The following is an 18,625-nucleotide window of genomic DNA, read 5'->3' as shown; positions in this document are numbered from 1 at the left end:
CTACAACTTCCTACATGTATCATATCGAGCATTACTTTGAGCGTCAAGTATTTTTACTTGTCTACTTAGTATCTTCCGCTTCTTCCTGCTCCAGACCTTCTGCAAATAAACCGTATACATATTTCTCCGTATCGAAAGGCTGTAAATCGTCCATTTTTTCTCCGAGCCCTACAAATTTAACCGGAATGTGCAATTTATTACGGATTGCCAGAACAATTCCGCCTTTTGCTGTTCCATCTAATTTTGTCAGAACAATTCCTGTTACATTTGTTGCTTCTTTGAATGCTTGTGCTTGGACTAATGCATTTTGACCTGTTGTCGCATCAAGTGCAAGCAACACTTCGTGTGGAGCACCTGGTACTTCACGTTCGATTACGCGATGAACTTTTTGCAATTCATTCATCAAGTTCACTTTGTTTTGCAATCGACCAGCCGTATCACAAATCAATACGTCAATCCCTTTGCTTTTCGCTGAACGTACCGCATCGTACATAACCGCTGCAGGATCTGACCCTTCGGATTGTTTAATTACTTCAACTCCTACGCGGTCTCCCCAAACTTGCAGTTGATCAATTGCACCCGCACGGAAAGTGTCTCCAGCTGCCAGCATGACAGTTTTTCCTTGTTGTTTCAGGCGATGTGCAAGTTTACCAATGGTTGTTGTTTTTCCAACGCCGTTTACCCCTACAAACAAAATAACCGTTAAGCCATCTTCCTGAATAAGGAGTTCGTTTGATTCTTCTTCACCAGATTCGTATATTTCTACTAACTTCTCAGAAATCACAGATTGAATACCAGCAGTGTCTTTCATGTTTTTACGTTGTACTTCAAATCTCAACGCATCCATCAATTCCATTACTGTTTCAACCCCAACATCGGCTTGAAGCAATAAATCTTCCAGTTCCTCAAAGAAATCCTCATCAACTTTACGGTACTTCGCCACTAAATCATTCACTTTGGAAGTAAATTGATTGCGTGTTTTAGATAATCCATCCTTGAATTTTTCGGATATAGATACCGATTCACTCGTTCCTGTTAATTTTTCTTTCATTTTTTTAAAGAAACTCAAGCTCTTTCGCTCCCTTGTGCGACAAGTGTCGGTTGATCTTCTTGCATTTTGACAGATACCAATTTAGAAATACCTGATTCCTGCATGGTAATTCCATATAAAACATCTGCACCTTCCATCGTACCTTTGCGATGGGTGATAACGATAAACTGTGTATCTTGACTAAATTTTTTCAAGTATTGACTGTAACGAATTACATTTGATTCATCCAGTGCCGCTTCAACTTCATCCAGAATACAGAATGGTACAGGGCGAATGTTCAGAATGGCAAACAATAAGGCGATTGCAGTTAGCGCACGCTCTCCACCTGAAAGCAAACTTAAATTTTGTCGCTTTTTCCCAGGTGGCTGGGCAACGATTTCGATGCCAGTTTCCAGCATATCTGAAGGATCGGTCAACACTAAATCTGCTTGGCCACCACCAAACAATTCTCGGAAGACGCGGCCGAATTGCGCCCGAATGGCGTAGAATGTATCACTGAAACGCAACGTCATTTCTTCATCCATTTCTTTAATAGCTTCATGCAATGTTTCTTTTGCATCCAATAAATCCTGACGTTGATCGGTCAGGAAAGCATGACGTTCAGAAACTCGTTCGAATTCTTCAATGGAGGCTACATTCACAGGACCCAACTCTTCAATGGACTGCTTCAGCAGTTTCACTTTTTTTCGTGAAACGTCTTCTTCAAATGTATCCATATCTGGCAGTTCCAATTCATCCAATGTTAGATGATAGTTTTCTTCCAGCTGGGTATGCAGCGTATGCTGTTCAACGTCAAAACGATTCAGCTTCACTTCGGCGGCTCTCAAAGCGTCCAACTGTTGTTTATGCAAATGTTGATTTTTCTTCAGTTGCAGTTCAACCTGTTGTAGTTGGACATGAATTTGTCCACGTTTTTCTTTGCCTATGGTAATACGATCAACAAGTGTTTGCTTTTTCTCTTTCCACTCAATCAGTTGCTGGTCAATTTCTTCCGGAGTTGGACCCATTTGATTGTCACCAGAAACATACCATTGCATTTCCTGTTTGGCGTGATCAAGCTTTTGCGAAACTTTTTGTTGTTTTTCCTGTAAATCGACAACTGCATCATTGGAAACATTCAATTGCTCGGTTAAAACCGCCTGTTTCGAACGAAGTTCAGCCATTTGTTCTGTTAATTGATCCCGTTCATTCAGCGTCTGTGATTTCAGATTGGTTAACCGATTGATTGTATCATTCAGTGTTTCCAGTTCATTCTTTAATTCATGAAGACGTTGCTGAGCTTGATTTTTCTTTTCTTTTGCTTGTTCATGTCGACTTGAAACATCTTTTGTTTCCGAATTGGAAATAAATGCTCGTTCATTAAGACGCTTGAAAGCGGTTTCGAGTTCACGAAGATTAGAACTTAGTTCCAATTCCTGCGCTCTGTGTTGTTCCCCTTCGGTACGCATACTTTCAAGTAATTCAACTTGTTGGTCAATTGACTTTTTCAGTGTGGCCACTTGAGATTCAGCTGTAAGAATGGACTGATCCATCGCTTTTAATTTCATTGAAAGTTCATCCAGCTCGGCTTTCCTTGAGAAGACAGAAGACTGTTGCTTAGTGAACCCTCCGGTCAATGAACCGCCTGCATTGATGATATCTCCATCCAGTGTAACAACTCGGTAGCGATATTGAATGGATTTGGCAATTTGGGAAGCCCCTTGCAAATCTTTGACCACAATGACATTTCCAAGTAAATTTTCGACAATGGATTTTGACGCTGGATCAAAGGAAACGAGTTCATCCGCTGTTTGAACGAAAGAAGGATGACCTCCAATGCTTCTCAATGTATCCGCTTGTATTTTTCTCGACTTCATGACCGTCTTCGGAAGGAATGTAGCACGGCCAGAGCGTTTGTTTTTCAAAAACGCAATAGCTTTTCGCGCATCTTGATCCGACTCGGTAACTATATGCTGCATAGCTCCACCAAGCGCTGTCTCGAGCGCTTTTGTATATTCAGGCTTTACTTGAATAAGCTCTGCTACCGCACCTGTAATGCCGGACAATTCGCCCTTTTCACGCGCAACCAATACTTCTTTGACCCCTTGGAAGAAACCAGAGAAATCCGCTTCCAGTGCTTCTAACGATTCTTTTCTTGCTTTCAACTGTTGCTGGTGTTGATAAGCTTGATATAGCATCGATTGCTTGGAATCAAGTTTCTCTTTTTCTTTTGAGAAAGCCTGTTGACGTTCTTTGTAATCAGTTAGGTTTTTGTCCAGTTCACTTCGAATTTGTGATAACTGCTTATCCACTTGCTTCTTTTGTATCTCGACAGTTGATAAGTCTGAAGTAATCTGTTCATATTCATTCGTCATTTTATCTTTGAATTCATGTTGTTGAAGAAGCTGTTGCTCCAAATGTTTCAGTTCATTTTTGATAGTCGCTTCTTCATTTAACAAATCAATATATGTTGACTTATGATCTTCGATTTCCACTTCAATCTCTGCACTGGATTGTTTCAACAAATGATCCAATTGTTTGACTTCCTGTTGGACATTTCGCAATTCCATTCTTGCTTTCGAGGTAGCGGCTTGCTTTAGTTCCAACTGGGTCGTTAACTGATTTTTCTCTTCTTCAAGTTCATCAATGGTTAAGCGAAGTTTATCGATTTGCTGGTCCATATTTTGACGCTTTTCAGCCATCAATTGTTTACGCCCATCCCAGCGCTCAAGCTCGGAACTGGCTTCAACAAGTGATTCCTGTGAATCATCAATTAATCGGTCCTGCTCTGTCAATTGCTCACGAACCGTATGTAACTCAGTTTCCATTTTAGCTATGAGGTCTTCCAGTTCCTTTTCTTGCTTTTCGAAGACTTCCACTTCCTGCTTAACTTCACCTAAGCGTTTTTCAACACGTACCAAATCAAAAGCAATTAACCCTAAGTCAACGTCCTTTAATTCTTCGGACATGCGTAAATAATCGGTGGCTGCTGACGCTTGCATTTGAAGCGGCTCCATCCGACTATCCAGTTCGTGTAAAATATCAAGCACTCTGTGTAAATTGTCATCGGTTTCAAACAATTTGTTCTCCGCTTTCTTTTTACGCAATTTATATTTTAGAACACCCGCCGCTTCTTCAAAGATAGAACGGCGGTCTTCTGGACGACTGTTGAGAATTTCATCCACTCGTCCTTGTGAAATAATCGAAAAGGCTTCTTTACCTAGCCCGGAATCCATAAATAAATCATTAATATCTTTTAATCTACAAGTTTGTTTATTTAATAAGTATTCACTATCGCCCGAACGAAACACGCGTCTCGTGACACTGATCTCGTTGTAATCCAATGGCAAGCGCTCATCTGAGTTATCAAGTATAAGAGTAACTTCTGCAAAATTAAGCGCTTTTCGTGAGTCGCTTCCTGCAAAAATGACATCTTCCATTTTGGCGCCGCGAAGTGATTTTGCGGACTGTTCTCCCAAAACCCACCGAATGGCATCCGTTACATTACTTTTCCCACTTCCATTTGGACCGACCACTGCGGTCACGCCTGGTACAAAATCAATGCCAATTCGATCCGCAAACGATTTAAATCCAATGACTTCAAGTCGCTTTAGGAACAAATTTAGCCCTCCTGTCTGCTTACAACTTGGCCTTGTATGCGAATAATCGCTACTTGGGCCGCTTTTTGTTCAGCTTCTTTTTTAGACTTGCCTTTACCTTCACCCAACTCGGTGTTGCCTAGTCTCACACTGGAGACAAACGTTCGATTGTGGGCAGGTCCCTTTTCTTCTACAATTTCATAGTTCAATGCACCATTGTTCATTTGCTGAACCATTTCTTGTAACTGACTCTTGTAATCCATCACATGCGAAAAAGCACCGATTTCGACTTTTGGAAACACAACTTGTTCCAAAAACTTCACAACAGGTTGTAAGCCTTGATCTAAATATAGTGCGCCGACAAATGACTCAAACACATCTGCAAGAAGTGCCGGTCTTTCGCGTCCACCTGTAATCTCTTCTCCCTTACCTAAAAGCACATACTTCCCAAAGTTTAATTCATTCGCAAATAAAACGAGTGACGGTTCGCAAACGATCGCCGCACGTAATTTGGTCAATTCACCTTCGCTCATTGCAGTAAACTTTTGAAATAAGTATTGAGAGACAGAGAGTTCAAGAACAGCGTCACCTAGAAATTCAAGTCGCTCATTGTCCGTGTAAAATTTCCGTCGATGCTCATTCACATAAGATGAATGGGTAAATGATTGATAAAGAAGTTCAGGGTTTTGAAATTGAACTCCTAATTCTTGCTGTAATACCGCAAATGATTGCTTGACTGTTTCGGAAAATGTTCCGTTTTTTTGAGGAGTTCCTCTACGTTTACCCGTCATCTATATAATCTGCCTTCCTTTAGTTTCTACGGTCTAGTTTACCCGTTTGTCCTGTAATGTGCAAAAAGAAATAGAGACGCGATAGACCATTCTTAAAGAATGTCTATCGCGTCTCGCAAGTGAATAATTGCTTATCCTTGTTTGCTTTCGATATAAGTAACTGCATTACCTACAGTACTGATCTGTTCAGCATCTTCATCTGAAATCTCCATGTCGAACTCATCTTCCAATTCCATTACAAGTTCAACTACATCTAGAGAGTCAGCACCTAAATCATCACGGAAAGAAGCTTCCATTTTCACTTCGCTCTCGTCTACACCTAAACGATCTACGATTACTTTTGTTACGCGCTCTACTACTGTTGCCACTAAAGTCACCTCCCCTCAATGATTATACAAAAAACCACGCTTACTTCATAGAGGATAATTACATTATCATACCGCCATCGACATGAAGCGTTTGGCCTGTAATGTAGTTCGAATCATCGGAAGCCAAAAATACAACCGCTTTTGCTACATCTTCAGGATTGCCTAGCTTCGCCAACGGAATTTGAGTCAGCATTTGCGATTTCATTTCTTCGGACAGTTCGTCTGTCATATCAGTAGTGATGAATCCTGGTGCAATAGCGTTGACATTAATGTTACGACTAGCCAATTCTTTCGCAGTTGTTTTCGTCAATCCAATAACACCCGCTTTAGCCGCTACATAGTTAGCTTGACCCGCATTACCCGAAACTCCTACAATCGATGCAATATTGACGATTCTGCCAGCACGTTGCTTCATCATTTGACGAGTAACGGCTTTCGTACACAAAAATACACCTTTTAGATTTGTGTTGATCACGTCGTCCCACTCATTTTCTTTCATTCGCATTAAGAGATTGTCGCGTGTAATCCCAGCATTGTTGACTAAAATATCGATACTGCCATAACGGCTCATTGTTTCAGCAATCATTGCAGATACACTTTCTGCATCGCTGACACTTGCCTGAATAGCGAAAGCTTCTCCACCATTTGCAAGTATGTCTTTCACAACTTCTTCAGCTTTTGCTTGGCTGCCGCTGTAGTTCACAGCAATGCGTGCGCCTTCTTTAGCTAAATACTTTGCGATTTCAGCACCAATTCCTCGTGAAGCTCCAGTGACGATTGCCGTTTTTCCCATTAATTTCCCCATTACGCCCACTCCTTTGCTGCCTCAATTACTTGCTCAACAGTTTCGTTATCAAAAGCTGCATAAACGACTGCCGATCGATCAATTTTTTTCACTAATCCACTCAGAACTTTACCAGGTCCACATTCAATGAATGTGTTTACGCCTAATTCCAATAATGCACGGATTGATTCTTCGAAACGTACAGGTGAATAAAGTTGTTCAACCAGTAGCTGTTTCATTTCCTCAGCCGATGTTACAGGTCCGGCAGTAACATTTGAAATGACAGGAACATCTGTATTATGCATGTCCAGTTCATTTAATGCATTCTCCAGTTTCGATGCTGCAGGTCTCATAAGCTCAGAGTGGAACGGTCCGCTGACAACCAGTGGAATCGCTCGTTTAGCTCCAGCTTCTTTTGCTTGCAGGCAGGCTTTTTCAACGCCGGCTTTTGTTCCTGATATGACGATTTGGCCAGGACAATTCAAGTTTGCGAGTTGGACAACTTCACCCTCAGCTGTCACTTGATCCGTTACCATTTTTAGAGCATCAGCTTCCATACCGAGAATAGCAGCCATAGCCCCTAGTCCAGCAGGTACCGCTTCATTCATAAATAACCCACGTTGATGGACAATTTTCACACCGTCTTCAAAAGACATGACGCCTGATGCGACAAGTGCTGAATATTCTCCAAGACTATGACCTATTGTATAATCTGGTTTTAAACCAGCAGCTTGCAGAAGTTCAGATACCATTGTGCTTGTTGTCAAAAGTGCGGGCTGTGCATTATAAGTGTACGTCAATTCTTCGGCCGGTCCTTCCAACATCAGCGTTGAAAGGGCGAACCCCAATTGCTCATCGGCTTTATCATAAAACGCCTTGTTACCTGTATTGGTCTGAACCAATTCATTCCCCATGCCAATCGCTTGAGATCCTTGTCCTGGAAAAATAAATGCAATTTTTGTCATTTAGTTTTACCTCCTTCAATAGTTGAATGGATTGTGCCACACACATCAAATCCAACCATTGTACGTGCCTGGCGGATTGCGTTCATTACGGCATTGGCATTGGAAGACCCATGTGCTTTGATGACAGGTGCTTTCAGACCAAATAATGCAGCGCCTCCGTATTCGGTATAATCCATTTTGTTTTTTAGACCACGTAAATCATCTTTGACTAGATAAGCGGATATTTTTGATTTCGTAGAAGCGCCAAATACTCCTTTTAACATACTGAAAAAGCTAGCTGCAGTTCCTTCTATTGACTTCAATACCATGTTGCCTGTAAAACCATCCGTCACAACAACGTCAGCGACATTCATCAGTAAATCTCGTGATTCCACGTTCCCAACGAAGTTAATCGGTGCTTGTTGTAATTGACTAAAAGCAGCCTTCGTTAATTCATTTCCTTTTGTTTCTTCCGTCCCAATGTTCAGCAATCCAACTCGTGGTGATTCGATCCCACGTACTTTTGCCGCATAAATACTCCCCATAATACCGAACTGAACCAAATGCTCAGGCTTCGCATCAGAATTTGCTCCCAAGTCGAGCATAACAAATCCTTGTCCATCGATTGTCGGCAATGTTGGAGCAAGCGCAGGGCGCTCAATTCCTTCAATTCGACCTACGATGAAAAGTCCAGCAGCCATTAATGCTCCCGTGTTCCCAGCAGATACACACGCATCGGCTTCCCCGGTTTTCACGGCTTCCGCCATGCGAACCATCGAAGCATCTTTTTTCCGACGAATCGCTCTTACAGGTTCATCGTCTGCTTCTATTTTTTCTTCTGTATGTATAAGAGTTAACCGTTCATGAGTTGAAAGAAACGGTTTCACCTTTTCTTCATGACCGTATAAAAGAATATGGATATCTTCGAATTGCTCCAGTGCTTTTAAAACACCTTCCACGATTTCTTTAGGTGCGTGGTCTCCACCCATTGCGTCTACTGCGATTCTCATGATACATCACCTTTACCATGCTCATTTGTTCGATACATTTCAAAATGTCCTTCAAAAACAATTTCATTTTCGACAGTTGAAGTGACTTCGACAAATGTGCGATTTTTATCTTGATCTTTTTTTGTCACTGCTGCTTTTGCAATAACGCGATCTCCAAGTTTGACTGGTTTAACAAAAGACAAATTCGATTTCACAGTCAACGCTAACTCATCATTAATGACAGCCACCGCCAACGAATTGGCCTGAGCGAATAAATGATGCCCACGTGCGATTCGATTTCGTTTGAATACATGTTCCGTTTTAACGTCAAACAATGAAATTGCTCGGACATCCAACTCAATGTCTACCATTTCACCGATTACTTCATTTAACGGCAATGAACGTACCTCATCTTCAAAAGATTTCGAAGCGACATGTTTTATGCGCTCGCGTAACTCGGGAATTGATAATTCCAATCGATCCAATCGTATTGTCTGGACACTTACGCTAAACTGGCCTGCCAGCTCTTCATCCGTGATGAAGGGATTATTTTTTATCGTATCTATTAACAGTTGTTGACGTTCTTTTTTTGAGCGTTTCATATGGTCACCATCCGATATTAGCACTTGGTACTAATATCAGTATATTAATACAACAAAAAGAATGCAAGGATTGTATGAAAGTTCATACTTCAAATGGAGCATCAAAAGAGTGCATTTTCAAAGGCGAGCAATTTTTCGGGCCTTCTAAGAAAAGAAGAAGTTAAAGAATATTTCATACAGACTAATTGATGCATAGCGTTTAATTTTTCTCTTGGTGGCATTGGTGCCATAATAGAGACAAGCAAAAGAAATCGTAACTAAACCAATAAAACACACGATCAACTGCATTGATAAACGTACTAAAGGGGAATGTGAAAAATGAACTGGATGCCGGATAGAAATGCCAAAAAAGCGATTTATAAACAGCTTGCGGAATATATCGAAGCAGGAATTGCGGATGGAACTTTTCCGCATGATGAACCACTTCCGTCGGAAAGGTTCTTGGCTAAGGAATATAACATTAACCGCAGTACAGTTGTGTCTGCATACGACGAATTGGAATCCAATGGGCTTATCCAAAGAAAAAGAGGAAGCGGTACAACAATAAATAAAGACATATGGGGGATTACGAAGAAACGGATTCCGAGTTGGAATCGATATATTGAGGCTGGCTCTATATTGCCTAATTTGGCCGTAACCCAAAAAATCCGAAAAGAAGTGGCTGATCATAAATTGATCAATTTAGCCAGTGGAGAATTGTCGGAAGACCTCTTCCCACAGGCCACACTGAGAAGCATTGCATCAAACAGATCATTTTTCGGAAGTTTGGGCTATGATCACCCTCAAGGGAATGTGATATTAAGAAATACAATTGCAAAACATGTGATTCATCAAAGGAAAATGGAGGGAACAGATCCGTCCTCAATCCTTATTACCTCTGGTGCACAACAGGCTTTGCATTTAGTCATCCAATGCCTGTTAAAGCCGGGTGATGCAGTAGCTATAGAGAATCCATCGTATTCTTACAGTCTCCCTATATTCAAATCTGCAGGCATCAGGACCTATTATTTGCCCATGGACACGGAAGGAATTAATCCGGATGACTTAGTATCCCTATATAAAAAGCATAAAATCAGAATGATTTTCTTGAATCCTGCTTTCCAAAACCCAACGGGAACATTTCTATCCCAGAGTAGAAGAAAAGCTGTTTTGGACATTTCATCTAAGTACGGAATTCCTATTGTGGAAGATGATCCATACAGTTTATCTTCCTTTAGGGGTGATGAAGTCACCACCTTAAAGTCGATGGACACCCAAGGGAATGTCCTGTATATAAGTTCATTATCAAAAATCGTGGCTTCCGGATTGAGGATTGGCTGGATCATAGGTCCAAAAGCGGTGATTGAACGATTGACAGATGCGAAGCAGCAGATTGATTTTGGACATTCGAGTTTCACTCAATGGATTGCAAATGATTTCCTGGAATCAGAAGACTTTCCTGCACATATAAAAATGTTAAACATGCAGTTGAAAAAGCGAAGAAATCAAATAGCCAAAAGCCTTGAATTTTTTCTTGGGAAACAAGTCGATTTTCATGCTCCCGAAGGAGGCATTCATATCTGGTGCAAGCTGAATATAGAATTTAATGAAATGAAACTGCTGGAAGAATCCATAAAAAGAGGGATTATATTTGTTCCTGGAACAACAATGGGTTCAGAAAAGGGATATGTCCGTTTTACATTTGCTAGAGAAAATGAAGGAAATATACATGAAGGAATAAAACGATTTGCAGAAGCCTTGCAAGTGGTTCAAGAGTAATTTATTTTTGAAAACAGCGCAAAAGTGGATGGTATAATTAATACCGAAATGGATGGTCATAAATTTAGTAAATCCTTTATAATTATATGCGATAGGGCAGTAGGAAAAGTAGAAATACATTTTTTATATCATGTGTAATCATTTCAATGTTTGAATGTAAGGATATATTCTAAACAACGTTTACGATAAAGATGACATTCAAGGAGGAAATATGAACATTCTCATTTTATTAATTATCGTTTCCATCATTTTGGTAATCGCTCTGGTAAGTACACTGTTAGTTACAAAAGAAAGAGACGCTGTTTATAGTAGTGAAAAAAGTATGACTAAACTTGGGTTGATGTATAGCGCCTTACTTCCACTAATAATTATTGTAGCGTTGATTTTTTGGTTTTAAAATAAATACCATTTGAATGGTTTGACTATTCAACATGGAGAAATCGCACAGGAAAATGCTCCTGTGCGATTTTTTACGTACAATATTGGTCGCCTCAAGTCACCACGCTAATAATTAATGGCTTTGGCGCATAGCAAGCCGCAAGAAAGAAAATGGTCAAAGGTAGTTTGACCATGCAGACTGTAGACAGAGAAAAARATGAGTGAATATAACTGTATACTAWTGAAAAAGAGCSTATGCAAGAAAATGTTGATTTCCATTGCGGCGGACGCATTTCGCGGGCAAGGCTTCAGTCTCCTCGTCACTACGTTCCTGCGGGGTCTTCAGCTCGTGCTATTCCCGCTGAAGTCGCCGCCTCCACTCCAATCAAAAGAAATTGCTTCTGTAAGCTGTCTCTGCAAAATATATAAGTTGGAAGGTGGTTGGCTTTTTCTGAAGACTCCTGCGGAAAAACGAAACAAGTTAGACCCCACAGGTTCAGCTGTCATAGACAGTTGAGCCGAGGAGGCTAGCGTTTCGTCCGCGGAAAGCGAAAGAAATAGCCGACCACAATCTATTTCGATAGAGTGCAAAAAATAAGAACTCAATTTTGATACTTTTATATTAATTATTATTTTCTTGTCAACAAGCTGCATGGTCAAAGATAGTTTGACCATGTTCTTTGCGACGAGTAACCGCAGGAGACACAAGTTTATCATTAATTAATGTTGTTGATATTAAAAACGAAGAGAGCATTTACGCATAGCAAGCCGCAAGTATGTGGTTTTCATACTTGTTGGCTCATGTGGTACGTGCGGCAAGCGCAAATATACGATAAACAACCATACCATTTAACAGAGGCTAATTAATTAATCAATCCGTTCTCCATCCATGGCACCAGATTGTTCCAAGTAGTTCCGCAAACACTTTGTCTCATCACTTGTCCAAAATTCATCTGAGGAAATAAATCTTTCAGCGTCTTGTCTAGCAGTTTCTAGTGCACGGTAGTCATGGACGAGGTCTGCGATTTTGAACTCAGGCATCCCGCTTTGTTTCCGACCGAAAAAATCACCTGCTCCACGAAGTTCCAGATCTTTTTCAGCAAGTTTGAATCCATCATTGGTTTCTGTCATCGACGTCATTCGTTCTTTACCTTCCTCGGATTTCGGATCAGCCAATAAAATACAATAGGACTGTTCAGAGCCACGCCCTACACGACCGCGAAGCTGATGAAGTTGAGCCAAACCAAAACGTTCTGCATCATAAATAACCATAAACGTCGCATTTGGTACATTCACCCCTACTTCTACTACCGTAGTGGATACGAGAACTTGAACTTCCCCATCACTGAATGCCCGCATGACTTCATCTTTTTCACTCGAATGCAAACGGCCATGCATCAGACCTACCTTATATTTCTGATGGAAAATGGAAGACAATTGTTCGTACACTTCCACTGCATTCTGCACATCCAGTTTATCCGATTCTTCAATGAGTGGGCAAATGACATAGGCTTGTCTACCAGCTTGAAGTTCTACAACCATTCGTTTAATGATTTGATCAAAAAGCTCCTTTTTAACCCAATGCGTTTCAATCTCTTTTCGCCCGGCTGGCATTTCATCAATAATGGATACATCCATTTCACCAAAAGCTGTAATCGCCAGCGTGCGGGGAATCGGTGTTGCCGTCATGAATAATACATCCGGGTTCATTCCTTTGTCCCGCAACACCCTACGCTGTTCCACACCAAATCTATGTTGTTCATCGGTAATGACGAGACCAAGTTTCTTAAATTCCACGTCTGGCTGAATAAGTGCGTGTGTTCCTATGAGCAAGTCAATCTCCCCATTTTGAAGTTGCTCCAGTAAAATTCTTCTTGCTTTTGTTTTGGTGGAACCGGTTAATAGTGCCATACGTATCCCCAGCGGAGACAACCAATCATGGAGTGACGCGGCATGTTGCTCTGCCAAAATTTCCGTTGGAGCCATCATGGCGCCTTGGTAGCCTGCGGTAATCACTGCATATAAACCAATCGCAGCAACAACCGTTTTACCCGAACCAACATCACCTTGAAGCAAGCGGTTCATACGATGTGGCTCTTTTAAATCTTTACATATTTCATTGACTACCCGCTTTTGAGCATTCGTCAGTTCGTAAGGAAGTGCAGAAATTAAGTCTTTTAATTTCTGGACATCATAGGCAATGGAGAGCCCTTTATTTTGTTCTTTACGCGCTTTTTTTATCGCTTGCATTTTCAATTGGAACTGCAATAATTCTTCATAAACAAATCGTCTGCGTGCCTGTTTCACATGTTCGGCAGATTTCGGGAAGTGTATCCCTTCCAGCGCTTCATGCACTGGTAAAAGTTTATAAGTTTCTCTTAAGCTATGTGGCAGACATTCTTCTAAATCATTTGCCACTCCCTGCAAAGCCAGATGCATAAATTTACGGAAAGTTTTTTGATGAAGAGATCCTTTCAGGCTATACATGGGCTCAAAATCCACATTGTCCGTTTTGGGTCCTGGCGAAAAATTGGATACGCTGATCGCCTGACGACCTCGATCCCATTTACCCGTTACCGTTATGATTTGACCGCTGGTTATTTTATTCTTCAAGTATGCCTGATTAAAAAAGACCACTTTAATTAAATGTGGTCCTACGAGAAGTCTAATTTGCATACGAGATTTGTTTTTCCCTAAAAAAAGAACGGAAGGTTCACTTTCGACCCTTCCCTCCACTGTTATCCGTTCATTATGTGGTGTTTCTGCGATGTTTTTTAAACGAAAATCTTCATGACGATACGGAAATGTCATGACTAAATCCAGTAAAGTAACAATGCCCATGTCATTCAGTGTTTTTTCTGTTTCGCCACCAATGCCTTTTAAACTACTGACTGCCTGAAGTGCTCTATCAGACACCTTTTACAAATTCAGCACCAAAGATTCTTTCTGCTAGTGCTCTTCCTGTAGGTGTCGCAGCTAAACCGCCCTGCGCAGTTTCTTTTAATGCAGTTGGCATTGTTTGACCAATTTTAAACATGGCATCAATAACTTCATCACAAGGAATACGGCTAGTCACGCCTGCTAGAGCCATATCTGCAGCAACCAATGCGTTTGCAGCTCCCATCGCATTGCGTTTAACACATGGAACTTCTACTAATCCCGCAACAGGATCACAGACTAGTCCTAGCATATTCTTCATCGTTATAGCAAAAGCTTCCGAACATTGCTGTGGAGTACCGCCGGACATTTCAACAATCGCTGCCGCTGCCATCGCCGCCGCTGATCCTACTTCCGCCTGACATCCTCCAGCAGCTCCTGAGATGGATGCATTGTTAGCTACCACGAATCCAAAAGCTCCTGAAGTGAACAAGTAACGTATCATTTCTTCACGTGTAGGATTCAATTGGTTTTGCACAGCGAATAAAGTACCTGGCACTACGCCCGCTGAACCTGCAGTCGGTGTTGCACAAATCGTTCCCATAGCCGCATTTACTTCGTTAGTTGCTACAGCTTTACTAACTGCATCAATTAATAATGTGCCAGAAAGCGTTTTGCCTTTTTTCATGTAATTTTGAAGTAGCACTGCGTCTCCTCCAGTTAACCCTGAAGTGGATTGAACGCCTTTCAATCCTTTTTCAACTGCTTCTTCCATGACCGTCAAGTTGCGGTCCATTTGATTCATGATGTCTTCACGACTTCTTCGTGTAACCAACATTTCCTGCTCAATCATCAACTCAGAAATCAATTTATTTTCACTGTTAGCCAAAGCGACCAATTCTTTTACATTACGAAATAGAACATTCATTTGTATAACTCCTTTAATCTGCGATTTTCGTTACTTGTGTGATATAAGGCAATTGTGAGATTTGCAATAACACATGATCTTCGATTGGCTCATCCACTTCAATAACCATTAACGCCCTCTGACCTTGCTCTTTTCTAGACACTTCCATATGTCCAATATTGATATTTTGTTCCGCCAGACAGCTTGCTACTTTTGCAATACTCCCCGGTTTATCATCATGTACAACTAAAATTGCAGAATGGTTTCCTGATAAGCGAAGCGGGAAACCATTTAATTCACTGATTTCGATTTTTCCGCCACCAATGGAAATGCCGATTAGTTCCATTTCGCCTGAATCGTCACCAATGACAATACGTGCTGTATTAGGATGCTCAGTATGACCGCTTTCTGGGATGAATTCAAATGTCATGCCAATATCTTTTGCCAGCTCAAACGAAGTTTTGATGCGTTCATCAAACGTGTCAAAACCAAGTAATCCACCAACAATGGCAATGTCTGTCCCGTGCCCTTTGTATGTTTCGGCAAAAGAGCCATATAAATAAATTTTTGCCCACTTCGGCTGTCTGCCAAATAATTCGCGGGTCACCAGACCAATTCTTGCTGCACCTGCTGTATGTGAAGATGAAGGGCCAATCATGACTGGACCAATAATATCAAAGACTGATTTAAACTTCATTTTACTAACCCCTTTGTTTCGAATTTCTACTAACAGTTTACAATATAAGTGCATATTAAACAAAAGTAATAGAATCCGCTTACATTTTTGTGTAATGCCATGTTAAATATTGCTGTTGATATTCCGCAAAACAGCTACGCTTTTCTAGGGCGAGCGTCAAGACTCTTCAGGCCAACAGGATGTTGGTCACGAAGGCGTTGCCACACCAAGTGGCGTACTTAGTCTTCGTTCCTATGTTCGCTTTTGCGGGGTCTCGATTGTCTCGCTATCCCTCAGGAGTCTTCGCTCTTTTGGATCCTGCGGTTACTCGCGCAAAGCGTCCGCCGGTAACCGAAATCAATAGTCTAGTTTAACAGAGCCTTGTAAAAAAAGCAGTGAACCGAATTGATTCACTGCTTTTGTGTATTATTCTACTGAGATGATGTATGGATATAACGGTTGTTTCCCATTATAAACTTCCACATCTGCATGAGAGAATTTCTCTTCTACAAATGCAGCCAACTCGTTGGCATCGACTTCCGTAACGTCTTCGCCGTAAATGATGGTAATGATTTCTGCATCTTCATCAACCATATCGTTGAGAAGTGTTTGCGAAACTTCTTCGAGTGAAGGTGTGGCAAGAATAATCTTCCCTTCTGAAATCGCCATGAAGTCATCCTTCTGGATTTCAACACCATCGATGGAAGTATCACGAACCGCAAACGTTACTTGGCCTGTTTTGACGTGTGCAAAAGCTTCAGTCATTGTTGCTTTGTTGTCTTCAACAGAAGCTTCCGGATTGAATGCTAACAATGCCGCCATTCCTTGAGGAACAGATTTTGTTGGTACTACTGCTGCTTCAATACCCATCACTTCTGCAGCTTGCTCAGCTGCCATGATTATATTTTTGTTGTTCGGCAAAATAAGAACCCTTTCAGCGCCAACAGCTTCAATAGCTTTGACGATATCTTCCGTAGAAGGGTTCATTGTTTGACCGCCTTCAATGACTGCACTTGCACCTACACTTTTCAGAAGTTCGGAAATTCCTTCACCCATCGCAACGGTAACCACTGCATACGGATGTTTTTTTGCAGGAGCGGCAGTCGGTTGATCTTTTTTGTAATCATCTCCAACAATTTCAGCATGCTGCTGACGCATGTTTTCAATCTTGATTTTGATAAGATCGCCGTATTTCTGACCATAGCTTAAACAATTACCAGGTTGTTCCGAGTGGATATGTACCTTTGCAATCTCGTCATCCGAAATAACCAGCAATGAATCACCGAATTGACTCAAACCTTCGCGGAAGTCATTTTCATTGAAAGGATGTTCTGCTACTTTTTCTGGCATGAATTTCACCATGAACTCCGTACAGTATCCAAATTCAATGTCCGATGTATCCATGAAGCCCTGAACATTTTTATGATGTTCCGCACTTACAAGATCATCCATTGAATAAGCAGAGGTCTTCTCAGGTAATTTCTCGCCTTTCATCGAAGCAATGAAACCTTCATAAACGAACACAAGACCTTGTCCACCAGAATCAACTACACCAACTTCCTTTAATACCGGAAGTAAATCAGGCGTACGTGCCAAAGACGCTTTTGCTTCTTTAAGCAACTCGTCCATCACAACAATGACATCGTCTTCATGTTCTGCAACTTCAACCGCTTTTTTAGCAGAATCTTTTGCTACAGTCAGAATAGTTCCTTCCACTGGTTTCATGACTGCTTTATAAGCCATATCCACACCATGTTGGAATGCGTGGGCAAACTCTTTTGCCGTCAAAGATGATTTAGTTTCAACATCTTTTCCGAATCCACGGAAAAGTTGGGATAAAATAACGCCCGAGTTCCCACGAGCCCCCATTAACAATCCTTTTGATAGTGCTTGTGCTGTTTTTCCGATATGAGCAACTGCATGTGCTTCTGTTTCTTTTGCTCCAGAAGACATGGATAAGTTCATGTTCGTTCCCGTGTCACCATCGGGAACAGGAAAGACGTTTAGCGCATCCACATAATCTGCATTCTGAAATAGATGATGGGCACCCATTTTCACCATTTCTGCAAATTGAATTCCGTCTAAAGACTTCATATCCTACTTCCTCCTCTTATGGGTTCGTAACACGAACTCCTTGAACGTAAATATTTACTGATTTCACTGCTAGTCCTAATGTCTTATTTAATGTGTATTTAACTTTCGATTGAACTTGATAAGCTACTTCTGACACTTTAGTGCCGTAGCTGATGATGATGTACATATCTATGTGAAGATCATTGCCATTTTGGCGCACAAGTACACCTTTAGCAAAATTTTCTTTACGTAAAATATCCGTTAAACCATCTCGAATTTGGTGTTTGGTAGCCATTCCTACAATTCCATAACACTCAATAGCTGCTCCACCTGCAATTTGGGCAACGACGTCATTTGAAATATCAATCTGACCGAATTCGTTTTTCAACTCAATTGACATAGAGTATGCCTCCTTATAAGTCCTTTTTGACTACCCATTATTGTACTACACAAAGTCCTTTAATAAAAGAAAACGTTAACATCTCCTGCATTTGTCTGTAAAGGCTTTTTTCTTGAAAGAGGGGTGAAAACTTGTTGCAAAGAAATTTACTATATGTTAAATTATTAAAGTATGTGAAATATCGAACTGAAAAAAATCTTTCAGCTTCTTTTTTGAGGAGGAAAATAGTATGCCAAAAGTATGTGTAATTTCAGGGCGCAAAGCTCGTGCTGGTAACGCTCGTTCTCACGCAATGAACTCAACAAAACGTACTTGGGGAGCTAACCTACAAAAAGTTCGTATTCTTGTAGACGGTAAACCAAAACGTGTATGGGTTTCTGCGAGAGCATTGAAATCAGGAAAAGTTGAGCGCGTTTAATCTTCGCGCCCATAAGTAATGCCAGACTGAC

Annotated in this window: 15 protein-coding genes; 2 read left to right on the top strand and 13 right to left on the bottom strand. The window is 41.1% G+C overall.

Annotated features, from left to right (window positions below):
• Nucleotides 1-61 precede the first annotated feature (61 nt).
• The 8 genes from ftsY to fapR all read right to left on the bottom strand — a co-directional run bounded on the left by ftsY (nucleotide 62) and on the right by fapR (nucleotide 9,107).
• Nucleotides 62-1,069, bottom strand: a complete 1,008-nt coding sequence (ftsY, locus tag AC1DSK_RS03165; protein ID WP_477546539.1) for a signal recognition particle-docking protein FtsY — start codon at nucleotides 1,067-1,069, stop codon at nucleotides 62-64.
• On the bottom strand, nucleotides 1,066-4,650 hold the full coding sequence (gene smc / locus AC1DSK_RS03160) for a chromosome segregation protein SMC (RefSeq protein ID WP_477546540.1): 3,585 nt from the start codon (nucleotides 4,648-4,650) through the stop codon (nucleotides 1,066-1,068). Before smc ends, ftsY begins: the two co-directional genes overlap by 4 nt.
• Before the next feature lie 2 nt (nucleotides 4,651-4,652).
• Nucleotides 4,653-5,420 (bottom strand): ribonuclease III, encoded by a 768-nt coding sequence (rnc, locus tag AC1DSK_RS03155; protein WP_477546541.1) that lies wholly within the window; start codon nucleotides 5,418-5,420, stop codon nucleotides 4,653-4,655.
• A 131-nt stretch (nucleotides 5,421-5,551) separates the two neighbouring features.
• On the bottom strand, nucleotides 5,552-5,788 hold the full coding sequence (gene acpP / locus AC1DSK_RS03150; protein ID WP_016427714.1) for an acyl carrier protein: 237 nt from the start codon (nucleotides 5,786-5,788) through the stop codon (nucleotides 5,552-5,554).
• Nucleotides 5,789-5,846: 58 nt separating this feature from the next.
• Nucleotides 5,847-6,593, bottom strand: coding sequence for a 3-oxoacyl-[acyl-carrier-protein] reductase (fabG, locus tag AC1DSK_RS03145; protein WP_477546542.1), 747 nt, complete (start codon nucleotides 6,591-6,593; stop codon nucleotides 5,847-5,849).
• On the bottom strand, nucleotides 6,593-7,537 hold the full coding sequence (fabD, locus tag AC1DSK_RS03140) for an ACP S-malonyltransferase (RefSeq protein ID WP_477546543.1): 945 nt from the start codon (nucleotides 7,535-7,537) through the stop codon (nucleotides 6,593-6,595). Before fabD ends, fabG begins: the two co-directional genes overlap by 1 nt.
• Nucleotides 7,534-8,526 carry a phosphate acyltransferase PlsX gene (gene plsX, locus AC1DSK_RS03135; RefSeq protein ID WP_477546544.1) on the bottom strand — a complete coding sequence of 331 codons (993 nt, stop codon included), beginning with the start codon at nucleotides 8,524-8,526 and terminating at the stop codon, nucleotides 7,534-7,536. Before plsX ends, fabD begins: the two co-directional genes overlap by 4 nt.
• Nucleotides 8,523-9,107 carry a transcription factor FapR gene (gene fapR / locus AC1DSK_RS03130; protein ID WP_016427718.1) on the bottom strand — a complete coding sequence of 195 codons (585 nt, stop codon included), beginning with the start codon at nucleotides 9,105-9,107 and terminating at the stop codon, nucleotides 8,523-8,525. The genes plsX and fapR overlap by 4 nt, the downstream gene beginning before the upstream one ends.
• A gap of 318 nt (nucleotides 9,108-9,425) precedes the next feature.
• Between fapR and pdxR the strand changes: the two genes are divergently transcribed.
• Nucleotides 9,426-10,865, top strand: a complete 1,440-nt coding sequence (gene pdxR, locus AC1DSK_RS03125) for a MocR-like pyridoxine biosynthesis transcription factor PdxR (RefSeq protein ID WP_477598050.1) — start codon at nucleotides 9,426-9,428, stop codon at nucleotides 10,863-10,865.
• A gap of 1,245 nt (nucleotides 10,866-12,110) precedes the next feature.
• Here the strand turns inward: pdxR and recG are convergent.
• The 5 genes from recG to AC1DSK_RS03100 all read right to left on the bottom strand — a co-directional run bounded on the left by recG (nucleotide 12,111) and on the right by AC1DSK_RS03100 (nucleotide 18,176).
• Nucleotides 12,111-14,159, bottom strand: a complete 2,049-nt coding sequence (recG, locus tag AC1DSK_RS03120; protein ID WP_477546546.1) for an ATP-dependent DNA helicase RecG — start codon at nucleotides 14,157-14,159, stop codon at nucleotides 12,111-12,113.
• Nucleotides 14,152-15,048, bottom strand: a complete 897-nt coding sequence (gene sdaAA, locus AC1DSK_RS03115; RefSeq protein WP_016427722.1) for an L-serine ammonia-lyase, iron-sulfur-dependent, subunit alpha — start codon at nucleotides 15,046-15,048, stop codon at nucleotides 14,152-14,154. The genes recG and sdaAA overlap by 8 nt, the downstream gene beginning before the upstream one ends.
• 13 nt (nucleotides 15,049-15,061) lie before the next feature.
• On the bottom strand, nucleotides 15,062-15,724 hold the full coding sequence (sdaAB, locus tag AC1DSK_RS03110) for an L-serine ammonia-lyase, iron-sulfur-dependent subunit beta (RefSeq protein ID WP_016427723.1): 663 nt from the start codon (nucleotides 15,722-15,724) through the stop codon (nucleotides 15,062-15,064).
• Nucleotides 15,725-16,129: 405 nt separating this feature from the next.
• Entirely contained in the window at nucleotides 16,130-17,797 is a 1,668-nt protein-coding gene (locus AC1DSK_RS03105) for a DAK2 domain-containing protein (protein WP_477546547.1), read from the bottom strand.
• Between the two features lie 16 nt (nucleotides 17,798-17,813).
• Nucleotides 17,814-18,176, bottom strand: a complete 363-nt coding sequence (locus tag AC1DSK_RS03100; protein WP_477546548.1) for an Asp23/Gls24 family envelope stress response protein — start codon at nucleotides 18,174-18,176, stop codon at nucleotides 17,814-17,816.
• Nucleotides 18,177-18,405: 229 nt separating this feature from the next.
• Here AC1DSK_RS03100 and rpmB point away from each other — a divergent pair, with 229 nt between their 5' ends.
• Nucleotides 18,406-18,594, top strand: a complete 189-nt coding sequence (rpmB, locus tag AC1DSK_RS03095) for a 50S ribosomal protein L28 (protein ID WP_016427726.1) — start codon at nucleotides 18,406-18,408, stop codon at nucleotides 18,592-18,594.
• Nucleotides 18,595-18,625: the final 31 nt, after the last annotated feature.

The organism is Paenisporosarcina sp. P4_B8 (assembly GCF_056402175.1).
The sequence above is the reverse complement of the archived record's forward strand: the minus strand, read 5'-3'. Positions and strand labels throughout refer to the sequence as shown.